This is a genomic window from Glutamicibacter sp. 363 (assembly GCF_052379505.1).
Taxonomy (GTDB): Bacteria; Actinomycetota; Actinomycetes; order Actinomycetales; family Micrococcaceae; genus Glutamicibacter.
In genome coordinates this window covers 26,063-40,288 of the sequence record NZ_JBQSYR010000017.1, presented here as the reverse complement: position 1 = coordinate 40,288, position 14,226 = coordinate 26,063, and the positions used below count along the sequence as shown (strand labels likewise).

Below are 14,226 nucleotides of genomic sequence, written 5' to 3'. Positions count from 1 at the left end.
TGCGTTGACCGTGGGCCGGTCCGTACCTCGTTTGAGGTCCGGGCCGGCCCGCGGTTTTTTGTGCTTCGTTTCAGGCCCGAGACTCGCTGGTCATTCAGTCAGTCAGGATCAGCGCAGCGCGATATCCATCTGCCTCAAGACAAGACATGGCATCTAATTCTTGGCCGGTGATGGGAAGGCAGGTCGCATCCACCCAACTCTCCCCGCTAGGAGCATCAATCCACGAATCATCGATGATGATCACCGGATGTTCCGCGGAACCCGCTGTCCCATGGCACAAGATCCAATGCGGGACGTCGTAGCCGAGCATCTGCTGCAACGACACCAGCAGCAGCACCCGGGCACCGTTACCCACCGCTTCTTGGATCTGTGAGATCTGCAGCCGCGTAGAAGTCACCGGCAGTCCGGTCGCCTTCGCCCGGCGGTGCGATTCAGCTTGGAGGATGCCGCGCCAGCCGCGTTCGGCCTCGGGATAGTAGTCAACGATGACCGGCTTTCTGGTATCCAGAGACACCTGGACCGAGCTGGCTGGCCAACGCTCTGCGATGGCCAGCCCGAGCCCCACTGGTTCACAGGCCATGAAGTTGGTCGCTTGACGCCACAACAGCAACTCCGCGGTGCGTAGTTGATCCAGCTCGGCGATGCTGGTGGTTTCCCCGTGCGCGGCCAGGGCGGCAACCGCCGCGCAGGTGAAGTTCTCGCTTTGCTGGTAGTGCGCGGTTCGCAAGTAGCTGGCCGGATGCATCCAGCGCACGTAGCCTGCTTGTGGAGTCGAGTCCGAAGCTTGTGTGGCGCAGCGCGGGGCGGGCAGCGTCTGGAAACCGGTTTGTTCGGCCAGGGCGGCTAGCCGCGGATCTTGGGTCCAGTTTTCCCATTTCACGCAGGCTAGGTTTTGAACCCGGGCGTAATCCAGCACCGCGCGGATGACCTCTTCGCGTGTTGCTGCGTCGCGGGCGAGGAGCCCTGCGATCTTTACGTAGGCTGCCGCCGGACGGGCGGTGAGCAATGCGGCACCGACTATTACGGCTTCGGAAAACTGTATCGTCAGCAGTCGGGTGCTGGCAGCCGGAATTTCGCGTTCCCACGGACCGGTCATGGAACCCAGGTGCTTCAGTTGCGCCGGATGCTGATCCGGGTCGAAGTCTTGGAGCCTAGCGCGAAGAGCAGGGTGATGTGCCATGGGAGACTTTCGGTTCGGTGGGTAACTGGTTTCAGCTCCTTGCTTAGCAACTAGGCGCGTGAGCGGTAGAGCAGCCAGATGAAGTACGGCGCGCCAAGGAGGGAAACGATCAACCCGGCTGGGATCTGTGACGGCGCGATCACTGTACGGCCCAGCGTATCGGCCAGGCAGACCAGCAATGCTCCGAAAACCATGGATACCGGAATCACCCGGTGATGGCGCGCCCCCACCAGCGACCGGGCCAGATGCGGGGCGATGAGTCCGACGAAGCCAACCACACCCACTGCTACCACGCTGAGCGCTGCGAGCAACGCTGCAATTGACAGAGCGATCAGCCGGGTGCGGGCCGTCTTGATGCCCAGCACCCGGGGCAGATCCTCGTCGATGGCCAGCAAGTCGAGTTTGCGCCCCATGAGCAGCACCACCGGAAGGCTGAGTGCCAGCACCGCCACAACCGGCGCCACGTCCCCGAACTGACGGCCATAGGTTGAGCCAGACAGCCAAGTATAGATGCGCGGGGTTTCCCACGAGTTAATGCTCAACAACAGGTAGGTGGTGACCGCGGAGAGGGTGTAGCCAGCGCCAATGCCGATCAGCACAAAGCGTTCCGGGGAGAAACCTCGGCGCCAGGCCAGCGCAGTGATGACGGCGAACGTGGTTAAAGAGGCTATGACCGCAAAAATCACCAGCAGCGAGCGTGAACCGCCAAGGGCGGTGATCACTATGGCCGCGCCCAGCCCGGCACCCGCGGTGATGCCAAGGATGCCAGGTTCGGCCAGGGGATTGCGCACGGTGCCCTGTACCAAGCAACCAGCTAGGCCCAGTGCGGCTCCGGCGCCCAGAGCCGCAGTGATCCGTGGTGCCCGTTCGGAGAAAGCGCGGGCGATGAGCTTGGGTGCATCATCCTGGAACCACAAGGCCAGGTCTCCCAGCTTCAGGAACATGCTCCCAGCCAGAAGGCCTAGAATCACCGTTCCGAGCAGCAAAATGAGACCCAGCACCATGGTGAGAATGAACCGGCGGCGGCTAAGCAGTTTGCTAGCCACCTGCAAGGAGTTGCGGGTGCTGGAAGCTTCGGGCAGCCGCATCGCCAGGATGATAATCAGCACCCCGCCCAGGATCGCCGTGGGGACGCCGGTGGGAATGGAGGCTGCACCTTGTGCGCCTAACAAGGAACGGAGGACCGCATCGGCCAGCAGGATCAGTAGCGCACCGATTAGCCCAGTGGCTGGAAGCAAAAATAGCTGGCGGCGCAACACGGTTAGTCGACGTGCGAGCAGCCGGGCGAGCACCGGGGCGCCGAGCCCGACAAAGGTGATGGGTCCGGCCAGCGAAACGGAGACGCCGGTGAGCACCACGGCGCACAGGACGGCTAGGGTGCGCGTTGAACGAACGGGAATGCCGAGCACCGCAGCGTTTTCATCGCCCAGGGCGAGCACGTCCAAACGGCGACAGAGCAAGAGGCAGATGAGCAAGACCGCCAGGATCACCGGAAGGCTGCGTAAAAAAGCATCCAGGTTCAGCTGGGACAGTGAGCCTGAGCCCCAGGCGTAGAGTCCGGTGGTATTTTCCTTGAAGAGCAGCAAGATGATGCCGCTGCCGGCTTCCAAAGCCATCGCGATGGCTGAGCCTGCGAGGATCAACCTGGTAGTGGCGGTCCCTACACTGCGCCCGGAGATAGCCAGCACGACCCCGGCGGCGAGCAGACCGCCGGCGAATGCTAGGGTGCTGGATGCCAAAGTGGACAGGCTCAGGCCCAAGGCTGCGGCCACGCTCAGCGCGAAGTAAGCTCCGGAAGTGACGGCCAAGGTGTCCGGTGAGGCCAACGGATTGCGGGTAACCGATTGGAGCAGGGAGCCGGCGACTCCCAAAGCCAAACCTACCGCGGCCCCCGCGCAGAGTCGTGGCATCCGGGAGCCGGTGAAGATCTCGGCGACCCCTACGCCGCCAATCCGGGTGTTCTCCCCGAACAAAGCGCGCAGCAGTTCACCCAGCCCTACCCCGGAAGTTCCTTGCGTCAGATGCCAGGCGCCGACCAGCAGCACTGCTGCTGCCAAGGCGGCTAGCAGGCCTAGACCTGCTGCGATTCGAGCGCCGGTGGCCGGCACGAAAGAATTTTCCGTGCCGGTCATCGAGACGCTCACGTCACCGGCAGCTGGCAGCCGGTCTGCGGATTTTTCAGCGGTAATCATGCTTTGCCGTGGACTACTTGGCTTCCGAAGCGGAGGTCAACGCATCGGCGAAAGCATCCACGGCCTGGCTGGTGGACTTCGGTCCACCAGCACCCCAGATGTTCGGGAACTGGAAGGTCCGGCCTTCCTTGACTGCGCTGAGGTTCTTCCAGATCTCGCTGGAAGTCAGTTCGGTGGTCCAGCCAGTTCCTGCGTCGTTGGAGTAGAACAGGTTGGCTTCGCCCACACCGGCCAAGCCTTCCACATCGGTTTGGGCTAGACCGTATTCCTTGTTCACTCCGCCGGAGCCAAAGGACTTGTTGATGCCGTCGCTCCAAGCCGGTGTCAATCCCAGTTCCTTACCGAGCTCGGTGAACAGCGCGCCGTCGGTGTAGGGACGGATGGTCAGGTTGGAGCCGTCAACCCAACCGTCGAAGAACATGAAGTCAGTGGTTTCCATCTTCACATCGGCCACCTCCTGCTTCTTGGCCGCTAGGTGGGCATCGAATTCGTTGAGCACTGCGGTTGCGCGCTCGGTGCGGCCGGTGGCCTCGGCGACCTGCGAGAAGACGTTCTTCATATTGCCAATGGGGTCTGAAGAATCGTTGCCCCTAACCGCCAGAACTGGAACGTCGCCCTTATCAAGCTGCGATAGCACAGGGTCCTGGTCGCTAAAGGCATCCACGATAATCAAATCGGGATCTAATGCGTAGATGGAATCCAGATCTGGTTCGCCGCGTTCGCCTACCGAGGCGACGCCTTCTGGAAGTTGCTCTGCTGTGACGTAGGTGGTGTATCCATCGGGGGAGGCGACGCCGACCGGGGTGACACATAAGGTTAGTGCATCTTCAATTTCCTGCCATTCGAGCACGACCACGCGTTCGGCTGGCTTATCTAATTCCAGCGTGCGGCCCAGATCATCGGTCATCGAGACCGAGTCGGTGCTCGTGGCAGTGGTGTCATCCGCGCAGTTTGCAGAGGCCGCGGAGGGGCTCTGTGCGGAGGCAGATCCGGAGGTGTCGGTGGTGCCGCAAGCGGTGGCCGTGAAGAGAAGGGCGAGGGCGGCCACGGAAGTGACGGCGCTACGGACGAGTGGAGACATAGTTTTTCCCTTGTTAATGAGTGTTTCGGTGGTAAGCAGAAGTGGTCAGCTTTGCCGGTGGCGGCTGACCGGTTCGATACGCAGCAATCCGGTCTGCTGATCGGTGCTGACCTGCACGCTGATCTCATAAACCTCTGAGAGGTTCTCGGCGGTGAGGACCTCGGCGGGAGTTCCAGTGGCGTGCACCCGACCTTGCTTCATCAGCACCAGCCGGTCCGCCAGCGCGGCGGCCTGGTTCAAGTCATGGAGCACAATGCCGATGGCCAGCCGGTTTTCACGGGCCAGATCGTGGACTAGGTCCAGGGTCTCGACTTGGTATCTCAGGTCCAGATGGTTGGTAGGTTCGTCGAGCAGCACCACGTTGGTTTGCTGTGCCAGGCACACCGCTAGCCAAACACGCTGAAGTTCTCCGCCAGAAAGCTCCCCGGCTGCCTTTTGCGACATAGCTGTTGTGCCGGTCAGCTCCATGGCCCGAGAAATAGCTGCGTGATCCGTCTGGGATAGTCCGGCGAATCCGCGCCGATACGGGTGGCGGCCGAAAGCGATGATATCTGCCACCGCCAAGCCCTCCGGGGTGGCGTGGGACTGAGCAAAGAGCGTGACTTCGTGCGCGAATTCGCGTCCGTTCAGCGTGCTGATTTCGCGGGGCTTCGAATGGGAACCGGTGAGGGTGATAACCCCTGCGGCTCGCTCATGCAACCGTGCCATGGAACGCAGCAGTGTCGATTTTCCACTGCCATTGGGTCCAATGAGCGCGGTGACTTCACCCGGGGATAAGCTGATGGAGGCACCGTCGACCACGGTGCTTTTGCCATAGCGCAGCACCACCTCATGGGCGTGCATGCTTCCGGCCCCAGCGGAAGCTGATCCGGCTGCTACGCCTGGCATGAGCGTTGGGCGGACTGATTACGTCCGGATTTGTTAATGATTTTCACTTAGGTAAGTCTAAGTTAACTATTGTGTGTCAGCAATCAATGATTTCTGACATTCAATCAGGTTTTCCGGTCACTTCTTCGAGTTCGCCATGGTGAATGCGCCGGGTGTCGATCCCATAGTGCGCCGAAAAGCATCAATAAAAGTACTCGGCTGAGCGTAACCTAACAAGTCAGCCACGTCCTGGACTCCTTCGCCAGTGGCCAGCAGCTCCATTGCGCGGTGAACTTTCACCGCTTGGCGCCACTGGGCAAAGGACAGGCCTGTCGCCTCACGATAGGCGCGGGTGATGGTGCGTGCGCTGATCCCAGTTTCCACTGCCCACTGCTCAAGGGGTCGATTATCCGACGGGTTTGCCAATAACTGGTGTGCAATGCCACTGATCCGCGGGTCATCGGGCAGACGCAGCGCCACTTGGTGGGCGGAAGGTTTGAGCACGTCAAAAACGACGGCCTCTGCACGGGCTCTGGCTTCTTGGCTCAGTTCCCGACTAGAGAGGTGGATCAACAGCGACTCAAGCAGCGGTTCCATGTCGATCACCGTCGGGACTCTGAATTCGGTGGTGGTTCGTTCGGGGGCGAAGAAGGCGCTAAAGAGTTTTATGTGTGCTGTCAGCCGTCCACCATGAAGCATCTTGGCTGGAATCCAGAGGCCGTAACCCTCGGAGACCGTAAAAATCTGTCCCTCAATTTGTGCGGTGAGCGTGCCCTCCTGTGCCCACAAGAGTTCATGGGCCAAGTGCGAATGCGGCTCCCATTCCGTGGACGCCTCAATGTCGAACGCTTCGCTCAAGATCACGAATGAAGAAGTCGCGCCGAGGGGCAGCTCGGTTGCTCGCACCAAGGAGGTGTCCGGCTCACGGGACCAGGTGCCTAGCCCGATAGCTGGTGCAGAAATACGGGTCATGCTAGCAGTATAGAAAGTTATCGACATGACGCAGACCGCGCCATAGCCATGCAGGAATCTGATCAGCGTTCCACTTCATAAACAAGGCTAACCCAGTGTGCAATGCGCAAGCTGGCGGAGACAGCGTTACCCGGAGCGACTCGGGCGCTGAGTTTATTGATTCCGAAGGCCCCGGGAATGATGGACAGGGCATTGTCGAGCATTGCTCCGCCGATTCCTCGTCCCCATTTATCTGCCGATACTCAGAAGCCGAGCTCCACACAGGCTTCTTGGCGGGTGGAAAACACGATGCCGACGGGCTTCGTTTGCCTCAGTTGCTACGAACCAGCGCGATGCTCCCACAAGGTCCAGCGGTTCTTGTTCAAGGGCTTCGCGAACGCAGGCCGTGATAGTTTGCCGTTCCTACGGTTGCCCATAACCAATAAAGCGGACTGCTCGTTCGTCCGTGGCCATCGTGGCAATGAAGTCTGTGTCTGCATTCGTGAATGGAAGCAGGGTGATTGAGGAAGGAAGCAACATCCCGACCCTTTTGATGTCGAAGAATTAAACTACCCATGGAAACAAGAACTTTCCCAAAACACCAAGCCAGCGCAGAATCTGGTGCTTCTGCGACCAGAGGCGGCAGTACTGTCAGCAGCAATCACAAGACTAGATTAACAACATGATTACCGCTGGATTTGCCCGCGTCAGGGGCTTAGTGCCGCACGCCCGGCAACGGGTAACTAGGATTTTGCCGATTTCTTCTTTGCTTGACGTTCGCCACCGCCGGGGCGCGCGGCCAGCACGTCTGCGGCCACGGAGAGCAGCGCGGGCAGGATGTAGCGGGCGAGCGTGGCGAGCACGAAGAGGGCCAGCGAGCCCTCGGGGGCCTGCGCGGCGGCCAGCGCCAGGAAGCCAAAGCCGAGCCCGCTGGCCAGGCCCACGATCCAGCCGGCGGCACCGCGCGGGCGCAGGATGAACCAGCCGGTGAGGGCCACCAGCGGAAGGATCAGGCCCAAGGTGTGGAAGTAGCCGGTGTAGGCGCCGGTCAGATCGAGCGCGGAGACGAAGAACCAGTCGCCGTATTCCACGCTGCCCAGCACCGGGAGCTTGAGCAGCAGATCGAGCAGGAAGCTAAGCATGATGATTCCGATGCCGAAGATTTTTGCCGCACGGGTGATTGGCAACAACCAAAAAGTGGCTAGTACCAGGCAGCGCAGCACCCAGAGGCTGACTACTACCAAGGCGTTCGAACCTAAGACCAGATGGGTCATGGCTAGCGCGGTGTTGCCGGCCAGTCCGAGGATCACCGCGAACCAGATGAAGATGGACAGGGCTGAAAGCTGCATGCGGGGTTTGTTCTCGGTCACCGAATCAAGTGTAGTCAGCGCGGCTGTGTACTGGCTATATTGGCGGTTTAGAGTTCCAGTTTGAGCGCCTTGCGCAGGGTCAGCGCCCCGCCGGTGTGCATCACCGCACGGCGGTAGATCCGTTCGGCGAACAAGATAGTGAACCAGCAGGTAGCCAGCGTAAGGGCCAGTGAGATGAGCGGTTCAACCAGTGAGACTTCACCGCCGAGCAGGCGGATTGGCATCGCGACGGAGGAAACAATTGGCACATAGGAGGCGATGACCAAAAATCCGTCCTTGGCGTAGATTCCGATGAACAGCACCGCCATCAACACACCGACTACCGGCCCAGAGGATTGTTGGAGGTCTTCGGTACGGCTGGCTAGTGCTCCCAGCGTCGCCCAGATTCCGGCGAGGACCAGGAACCCGACGAGGAAGAAGGCCACAAACCAGCCGGCTACTTGCGAGACGACTCCAAGGAACGGGATCTGAACTGGTGATAGATAGGCGGCGAACAGGCCCACGGAGAGGAAGAGCAGCAGCTGGGCCAGCGCGAGAATCACGTTGCCCAAGATTTTGCCCGCAAGCAGCTGACGCAGATTGATCGCGCCGGCGAGGATCTCCACTACCCGGTTTTGTTTTTCTTCGATCACCGAGTTGGCTATCGGCATGCCGAAGATGAGTGCTGACATATAGAACAAGAAGGAGAAGAGGAACGCCATAGCCTTGATCATGGAGGCACGTTCGGCGTCCCCATGCATTTGGGTGACCGTTAGTGCACCGTCGCCCGGTAGCTGATCTGCGTTCAGCCCGGCCGAAGTGAGCAGTCGCGCGGTCAACACCTTCTCGGTGGCTTCGCGCAGCGCCCCATGGAGTTTGTCCGGGACTTCATCGGATCCGGTGAGCGTAAATTTATTTGCTGGGCCCTGGCTCAGCGTGGCATCAAGCTCCCCAACATCAAGTTGCGCGGTGGCATCATCGGCCGGTAGCTGTTCGACGTTGATTTTCAGCTGGTCTTCGGCGTCCGAGGCCGCTTGGTTGAGGACGGTGAGACTGGCCTGATCGGTGGCCGCCACCGAAAACTGCGTGGTGCGTGTGGCGAGAAATCCGGTAACGGCGATCGAACCGATGATCAGCAACAGCGTGACCAGGGTGGAGATGATGAAGGCCTTGTCGCGCAGCTTCGTTTCGACTTCGCGCAGGGTGACGATCAGCCAGGCGGGGGTGGCAAGGGTGTTCATGCGATGATCTCCCGGTAGATATCCGCCAGCGCGGGGCGGTGCAGGGCGAATTCGGTGACCGTGCCGCGGGAGAGCGCGTGGGCCAGCACGCGTTGCGCGTCGCCTGGCGTGCCGAAGCTGACCAGGGCGTGCTGCCCGGAGAGGTCGATCACCTCGACCCCCGGCTCGGTGCGCAGCCAGCCGGCGTCGGCGCCCAGGGCCAGGCGGTGCCTGCTGGCTTGGGCGGTGCGCAGCTCGCTGGCCGGGGCGTTGGCCAGGATCTTGCCCTCCTGGATGATGACCAGGTGGTCCACCAGGGTATCGAGCAGATCCAGCTGGTGCGAGGAGAAGAGCACCGGGACGCCGCGGGCCGCGTAGTCGCGCAGGATGGAGCTCATCGCGTCCACCGCCAACGGGTCCAGCCCGCTGAAGGGTTCGTCGAGCACCAGCACGTCGGGTTCGTGCAGCAGCGCGGCGGCCACCTGCACGCGCTGCTGGTTGCCCAGCGAAAGGGCCTCCAGCCTGGATTTGGCCCGGTCCGCCAGGCCGAAGCGGGCCAGCAGGTCCATCGCGCGGGTGCGTGCGGTGCCGCGGGCCAACCCGTGGAGCTGACCGAGGTAGATCAGCTGGTCGATCACCGGCTGCTTGGGATACAGCCCGCGTTCCTCCGGCATGTAGCCGAAGTTGGGGCGGGTGGGCGCGTCCAGGGCGGCCCCGTCCAGGGTGAGCCGGCCGCCGTGGGCGTTGAGCAGTCCCATGATGATGCGCATGGTGGTGGTCTTCCCGGCGCCGTTGGCACCGACGAAGCCGGTCAGCGCCCCGCGCGGCACGGTGAAGCTCACCTCGTCCAGGACCTTGGTTCCGGCAAAGGACCGGGTGATCTGCTGAAGTTCGAGCATGCTCGGTCTTTCTGGCTTGGGAATCTCTTCGCTTGCCTTCCAGCTTAGGAAGGCCGGGGCGGATCCGCCTGATGCTTGGGGATGAAACTATTGGATGAGCCCGGCGCGGTGGGCGTAGAGGGCCGCCTGGACGCGGTCGCGCAGGTGGAGCTTGGCCAAGAGATTCGACAGGTGGGTTTTCACCGTCGCCTCGGACAGGGCCAGCAGGGCGGCGATCTCCTGGTTGTTCTTGCCGCTGGCCAGCGCGGTGAGCACCTGGCGTTCGCGGGCGGTCAGCGCGTGCAGCGCCGCGCTCTCTGCGCCCGGTGCCGAGGTGCCGGGGCGCGCGCTGGTCTTGCGGGCGATGAGCTTGAGCGTGGCCTCCGGGGAGAGCAGCGCGTATCCGGCGTGGATCTGGTGGACCGCGTTGAGCAGCAATTCCGGTTCGGCGTTTTTCAGCAGGAAGCCGCTGGCCCCGGCATCGAGCGCGTCGAAGAGGTAGTCCTCGCGGTCGAAGGTGGTCAGCACGATGATCTTGGTGTCCACGGTGCCCGCGAGCCGCGCGGTGGCCGCGATGCCGTCCAATGCGGGCATCTGGATGTCCATCAGCGCGACATCCGGGGTGCGGGTGCTGATCAGCTCCACGGCTTCGGCGCCGTTGGCGGCGGTGCCGATGACCAGCAGCTGCGGATCGGTTTCCAGGATGAGCTTCAGCGAGGAGCGGATCAGTGGCTGGTCATCGCAGATCACGACGGTAATTTGGCTCATGGGCTTAGCCTAGTTCCCTTCGGGGGATCCGGGCAGGCGCAGCCGGGCGCGGGTGCGCCAGCCGCGCGGGGTGCGCGGGCCGATCTCCACCAGCCCGTGATGCAGCGCGGCGCGTTCGCGGATGCCGCGCAGCCCGAAGCCGCTGCCGGCGCTGTCCGGGCGGGGGCTCCCTCGTCGGTGACTTCCACCTCCACCCAGGATCCCTGCGCGTCGGTTCCGGAGCGCAGCGCGAGCGTGGCGGCGCGGGCGGTGGAGTGGCGCCGCACATTGGCCAGCGCCTCCCCGCAGATGCGGTAGAGGGCCAGCGAGAGGCCGGGGGCCAAGGAGGCGAAGAAGCCCGGGGCGTGCTCGTCCTCGGAGAGCTGCACGTGCAGCCCGTGCGCGGCGTTCTGCTCTAGCAGCCCGGGCAGCGCCGCCAGCGAGGGCTCCGGGGCGCGGGCGGCGGAATTGCCGGTCTCGGGATCCTGCGGGGACTGCTCGCGCAGCACGCCGAGTAGCGAACGGGTTTCGGCCACCGCGCTGCGTGCTGAGGACTCGATGCCGCGCATCAGTTCGATGGCCTGGGCCGGATCGCGGTCCTGGACCAGCCGGGCGGCGGAGGCCTGGACTCCGACGGAGGCGATGTGGTGGGCGATGACGTCGTGCAGCTCGCGGGCAATGCGCAGGCGTTCGGCGTTGACCGCGCGCGCCGCGAGCTCTTCGGCCTGCGCGGCGATGCGCGCGGCCTGGACGAGCACCAGGGATTTGGCGTAGGAATTCGACCAGCTGGTCAGCCCCAGGAAGATCGCCCCGCCGAAGAAGAGCACGTTGATCAGGAAGCTGTACAGCGGCAAGGCCAGCTCTTCGGGGATCGAGCCCATCGGGTTTTCGACCAGCAGCTGGTTCGCGGCCGAATACAGGTCGCTGGTGAAGAAGGAGAGGACCAGCCACACCGCCATGCTCAGCAGCACCAGGGCCATCGCGGTCCACAGCCCGCGGCGGTTGCGGGCCCAAGCCACGGCCGTGTACAGGCCCAGGAAGTAGGCCAGCTGGGCGCAGAACTGCATGACGACGGTGGCCGTGGCGGGGGAGCTGCCGATCAGGAAGGCGGCCGAAGAGATGAGCATCATCGTGATCGGCCAGCGGCGGCGGAACATCAGCGGCAGGATCAGGGCCGCAAGCAGGGCGAAGGCCAGCGGGCGCTCGGCGCTCTTGCCCGTCTCGGTCAGCGAGAGCACCAGTTCCAGCATGAGCAGCGCCAGCAGGTAGAAGCCCAGCGCCACCGCGATATCGCGGCGCAACGCGGTTGCCGACGGTGCCGCGCGTTCCCAGTCGGCCGGCGGCAGCGAGGGGACCTGGCGGTGCAGCAGCTGCGAAAGGCGGTGCATAGTTCTTCCTGTTCGGTGCATTCGTTGCGGATGCGAGGGCTCTTCCGCACTGGACTTTACCCGCCGACCGGGCCCGGGTGAATGCGCCTTGGGGATTACGCCATTTGTCGCGGTGGGCGGCGGCGGGCTTGGCCACATAAGTTACTAAGCGGTAATGTGATCTCATGCACATGATTTTTCGCATCCTGCTGATGCTGCTCCAAGGCAAAAAAGCCCCGAGACTGTCCATGCTCGACTCCGGAACCCTTAGGATGCGCGCGACGCTGACCGATATCGACTTCGCCGGGCATATCAACAACGGCATGTACTTCTCGATCTTCGATCTGGGCCGCTTCGATCTGATGTTCCGCTCCGGGGCCTGGAAGGTGATCCGCGAGCACAAATGGAGCCCGGTGGTGCAGGCCGAAACCATGACCTTCCGGAAGTCGGTGAAGCTCGGGGTGAAATTCACCCAGGAGACCCGGGTGCTGGGCATGGATGAGCGCTGCATCTACTTCGAGCAGCGCATCGTGGTGGACGGCGAGATCTACGCCCGCGGCTACATCGCCACGCGCATGACCTCGAAAAACGGGCCGGTGCCCAATGAGCAGATCCTTGCCGCGCTCGGGCTGCACATGCCCGAAGACCGGGTCCTGCCCGAATGGGTCGCCCGCTGGCGCGAAGAAACTGCCCTGCCTTCGGCGCGCAAGCCCGCCGTCCACAGCTGGATCCGCTAGACCGGACGGCGCGCGGCGTCCAGGAACCGGGCGATCAGCTCCGGGTCCTTGACCCCGCGGGCGGACTCGACCCCGGAGGAGACATCCGCGCCGCTGGCCGCGGACTCGGCGAGCGCCGCGGCCACATTCTCCGCGGACAAGCCGCCGGCCACCAGCCAGTTGCGCCCGGCCGCGCGGGTGCGCACCTCTGCGTAGTCCCAGCTTTCTCCGCTGCCCGGAACCGCGGCGTCGATCAGCAAGAAGTCCTCGCCCCAGTCCTCGAACTCTTCTGGCTGCGCGTCCATGCGCACCGCGCGGATCACCCGGAACCCGGCCGCGCGCACCGCTTGCACCTCTGCGCGGCGCCGTTCCCCGTGCAGCTGGATCCAGCCGAGCCCGGCGGCGGAGGTGCGCGCGATGGCCGTTGCGGTGTCCTCATCGCGGAACACCGCCACGGTGGCCACCTCGCCGGGGACCTGCGCGGTGAGCGCGGAGGCCAATTCCGCGGAGACCTGACGCGGGGAGTCGGTCAGCACGAAGCCCAGCGCGTCGGCCCCGTGCTCCAGCGCGACCGCCACATCCTGTGCCGTGGCCAAGCCGCAGATCTTCACAAACGGGAGGGCGCTCATCGGGTAGCCTCCGCGCCGGCCTGCGGGCCGCTCAGATGCGTGGGGGTGTAGCCGCCGGGGGCGTTGGCGCGGATCTCAAGCAGCTCCCGGGCGTGCTCCCAGAGCCGGGAGTCCTCCGCGCTGACCGGCACCCAGGTTTCTACCGGCACCGCCGTGCCGGTGCCGTCGCGGGCGACCAGCACGGTCAGGCAGTAGGTGGTCAGCTCCATCTGCGTGGTTTTCGGATCCCCGGAGCGCACGTGCACCGCGATGTGCATGCCCTTGGAGCCGGTATAGACCAGCCGGGCCTCGACCTCGACCAGATGGCCGATGAGCAGCGGGCGGTAGAAGCGCACGCCGCCGGAGAACACCGCGACGGTCTCCCGCCCGGCGTAGCGGCTGGCGCACAGGGCGGCCGCCTCGTCGATCCACTTCATCACGATGCCCCCGTGCACCTTGCCGCCCCAGTTCACGTCGGTGGGCGCGGCGAGGAAGCGCAGGGTCACCCGCGGCGCGGTGCCGGCGTCGGTATAGGACTGGTCGTTCATCGACTCGACGATGCGTTCGCGGATCTCGATGCGCGCCAAGGCATTCTGCCGCAGCTGCAGCTCGCGCGGGGTGCCCGGGGTGAAGGAGGGGACCGGGGTCGGTTTACCCTTCTCATCTACCGCCACGAAGATCACCAGACAGGTGGAGGAGGTGACCGGGCGCAGTTCGCGCGGATCGGAGAAGGAGACCTCGGTGCGGATATGCATGGAGCTGGTGCCGGTGTAGACCACCGAGGCGGTGACCTCCACCAGGTCCCCGGAGTGGATCGGGTCCGCGAAGTGGATATTTCCCACGTAGGCGGTCACGCAGTAGCTGGCGGACCAGCCCACCGCGGCGGCATAGGCGGCCTTATCCACCCATTCGAGCACCGTGCCGGCGGCCACCGTTCCGGTGATCCCCACATCCGTGGGCGCTGCGAGGAAGCGGAGGGTCACCGAATGCGGCCGGCTGGCCGTTTGCAGAGCAGTCATTTGACTAGTTTCCCCCGCGCGGGCGCCGGTTGCCAACCTATGACGCCGGGC

14 protein-coding genes are annotated in these 14,226 nt (G+C 63.7%); 1 reads left to right on the top strand and 13 read right to left on the bottom strand.

Annotated elements, in window-relative coordinates; translation table 11 throughout:
* Positions 1–94: 94 nt before the first annotated feature.
* The 11 genes from ACT3UA_RS11765 to ACT3UA_RS11715 all read right to left on the bottom strand — a co-directional run bounded on the left by ACT3UA_RS11765 (position 95) and on the right by ACT3UA_RS11715 (position 11,853).
* A complete protein-coding gene (locus tag ACT3UA_RS11765; protein WP_096286718.1) occupies positions 95–1,180 on the bottom strand; it encodes a peptidase C39 family protein in 1,086 nt (361 codons plus the stop codon).
* Positions 1,181–1,230: 50 nt separating this feature from the next.
* The gene (locus ACT3UA_RS11760; protein WP_217990383.1) at positions 1,231–3,372 is read right to left on the bottom strand and encodes an iron ABC transporter permease; all 2,142 of its coding nucleotides are present in this window, start codon (positions 3,370–3,372) and stop codon (positions 1,231–1,233) included.
* Between the two features lie 13 nt (positions 3,373–3,385).
* Entirely contained in the window at positions 3,386–4,453 is a 1,068-nt protein-coding gene (locus ACT3UA_RS11755; RefSeq protein WP_096286720.1) for an ABC transporter substrate-binding protein, read from the bottom strand.
* 45 nt (positions 4,454–4,498) lie between these two features.
* Positions 4,499–5,341: an ABC transporter ATP-binding protein gene (locus tag ACT3UA_RS11750; RefSeq protein WP_096286722.1), complete on the bottom strand. Its 843-nt coding sequence runs from the start codon at positions 5,339–5,341 to the stop codon at positions 4,499–4,501.
* A 117-nt stretch (positions 5,342–5,458) separates the two neighbouring features.
* Positions 5,459–6,292, bottom strand: a complete 834-nt coding sequence (locus ACT3UA_RS11745; RefSeq protein WP_444616589.1) for an AraC family transcriptional regulator — start codon at positions 6,290–6,292, stop codon at positions 5,459–5,461.
* 62 nt (positions 6,293–6,354) lie between these two features.
* Positions 6,355–6,495, bottom strand: a complete 141-nt coding sequence (locus ACT3UA_RS11740) for a hypothetical protein (protein WP_444616587.1) — start codon at positions 6,493–6,495, stop codon at positions 6,355–6,357.
* Positions 6,496–7,014: 519 nt separating this feature from the next.
* A complete protein-coding gene (locus tag ACT3UA_RS11735) occupies positions 7,015–7,641 on the bottom strand; it encodes a hypothetical protein (protein WP_141393544.1) in 627 nt (208 codons plus the stop codon).
* A gap of 47 nt (positions 7,642–7,688) precedes the next feature.
* Positions 7,689–8,861 (bottom strand): ABC transporter permease, encoded by a 1,173-nt coding sequence (locus ACT3UA_RS11730; protein ID WP_096286726.1) that lies wholly within the window; start codon positions 8,859–8,861, stop codon positions 7,689–7,691.
* Complete coding sequence (locus ACT3UA_RS11725; RefSeq protein WP_096286728.1) at positions 8,858–9,739, bottom strand: ABC transporter ATP-binding protein; 882 nt, start codon at positions 9,737–9,739, stop codon at positions 8,858–8,860. The genes ACT3UA_RS11730 and ACT3UA_RS11725 overlap by 4 nt, the downstream gene beginning before the upstream one ends.
* A gap of 87 nt (positions 9,740–9,826) precedes the next feature.
* Positions 9,827–10,486: a response regulator gene (locus tag ACT3UA_RS11720; protein WP_096286730.1), complete on the bottom strand. Its 660-nt coding sequence runs from the start codon at positions 10,484–10,486 to the stop codon at positions 9,827–9,829.
* Positions 10,483–11,853 carry a sensor histidine kinase gene (locus ACT3UA_RS11715; RefSeq protein ID WP_176484191.1) on the bottom strand — a complete coding sequence of 457 codons (1,371 nt, stop codon included), beginning with the start codon at positions 11,851–11,853 and terminating at the stop codon, positions 10,483–10,485. Before ACT3UA_RS11715 ends, ACT3UA_RS11720 begins: the two co-directional genes overlap by 4 nt.
* A gap of 164 nt (positions 11,854–12,017) precedes the next feature.
* Between ACT3UA_RS11715 and ACT3UA_RS11710 the strand changes: the two genes are divergently transcribed.
* Positions 12,018–12,569 (top strand): acyl-CoA thioesterase, encoded by a 552-nt coding sequence (locus tag ACT3UA_RS11710; protein ID WP_176484192.1) that lies wholly within the window; start codon positions 12,018–12,020, stop codon positions 12,567–12,569.
* On the opposite strand, the gene ACT3UA_RS11705 is transcribed toward ACT3UA_RS11710, so the two are convergent.
* On the bottom strand, positions 12,566–13,177 hold the full coding sequence (locus tag ACT3UA_RS11705) for a phosphoribosylanthranilate isomerase (protein ID WP_096286734.1): 612 nt from the start codon (positions 13,175–13,177) through the stop codon (positions 12,566–12,568). The two genes, ACT3UA_RS11710 and ACT3UA_RS11705, sit on opposite strands and share 4 nt — an antisense overlap.
* A complete protein-coding gene (locus ACT3UA_RS11700; protein ID WP_096286736.1) occupies positions 13,174–14,175 on the bottom strand; it encodes an acyl-CoA thioesterase in 1,002 nt (333 codons plus the stop codon). Before ACT3UA_RS11700 ends, ACT3UA_RS11705 begins: the two co-directional genes overlap by 4 nt.
* Between the last annotated feature and the right edge of the window lie 51 nt (positions 14,176–14,226).

Bases quoted from the DNA above. Each gene is read 5' to 3' on its own strand.
- ACT3UA_RS11765 (WP_096286718.1), bottom strand. From the start codon at position 1,180: ATGGCACATCACCCTGCTCTTCGCGCTAGGCTCCAAGACTTCGACCCG.
- ACT3UA_RS11760 (WP_217990383.1), bottom strand. From the start codon at position 3,372: ATGATTACCGCTGAAAAATCCGCAGACCGGCTGCCAGCTGCCGGTGAC.
- ACT3UA_RS11755 (WP_096286720.1), bottom strand. From the start codon at position 4,453: ATGTCTCCACTCGTCCGTAGCGCCGTCACTTCCGTGGCCGCCCTCGCC.
- ACT3UA_RS11750 (WP_096286722.1), bottom strand. From the start codon at position 5,341: ATGCCAGGCGTAGCAGCCGGATCAGCTTCCGCTGGGGCCGGAAGCATG.
- ACT3UA_RS11745 (WP_444616589.1), bottom strand. From the start codon at position 6,292: ATGACCCGTATTTCTGCACCAGCTATCGGGCTAGGCACCTGGTCCCGT.
- ACT3UA_RS11740 (WP_444616587.1), bottom strand. From the start codon at position 6,495: ATGCTCGACAATGCCCTGTCCATCATTCCCGGGGCCTTCGGAATCAAT.
- ACT3UA_RS11730 (WP_096286726.1), bottom strand. From the start codon at position 8,861: ATGAACACCCTTGCCACCCCCGCCTGGCTGATCGTCACCCTGCGCGAA.
- ACT3UA_RS11725 (WP_096286728.1), bottom strand. From the start codon at position 9,739: ATGCTCGAACTTCAGCAGATCACCCGGTCCTTTGCCGGAACCAAGGTC.
- ACT3UA_RS11720 (WP_096286730.1), bottom strand. From the start codon at position 10,486: ATGAGCCAAATTACCGTCGTGATCTGCGATGACCAGCCACTGATCCGC.
- ACT3UA_RS11715 (WP_176484191.1), bottom strand. From the start codon at position 11,853: ATGCACCGCCTTTCGCAGCTGCTGCACCGCCAGGTCCCCTCGCTGCCG.
- ACT3UA_RS11710 (WP_176484192.1), top strand. From the start codon at position 12,018: ATGCACATGATTTTTCGCATCCTGCTGATGCTGCTCCAAGGCAAAAAA.
- ACT3UA_RS11705 (WP_096286734.1), bottom strand. From the start codon at position 13,177: ATGAGCGCCCTCCCGTTTGTGAAGATCTGCGGCTTGGCCACGGCACAG.
- ACT3UA_RS11700 (WP_096286736.1), bottom strand. From the start codon at position 14,175: ATGACTGCTCTGCAAACGGCCAGCCGGCCGCATTCGGTGACCCTCCGC.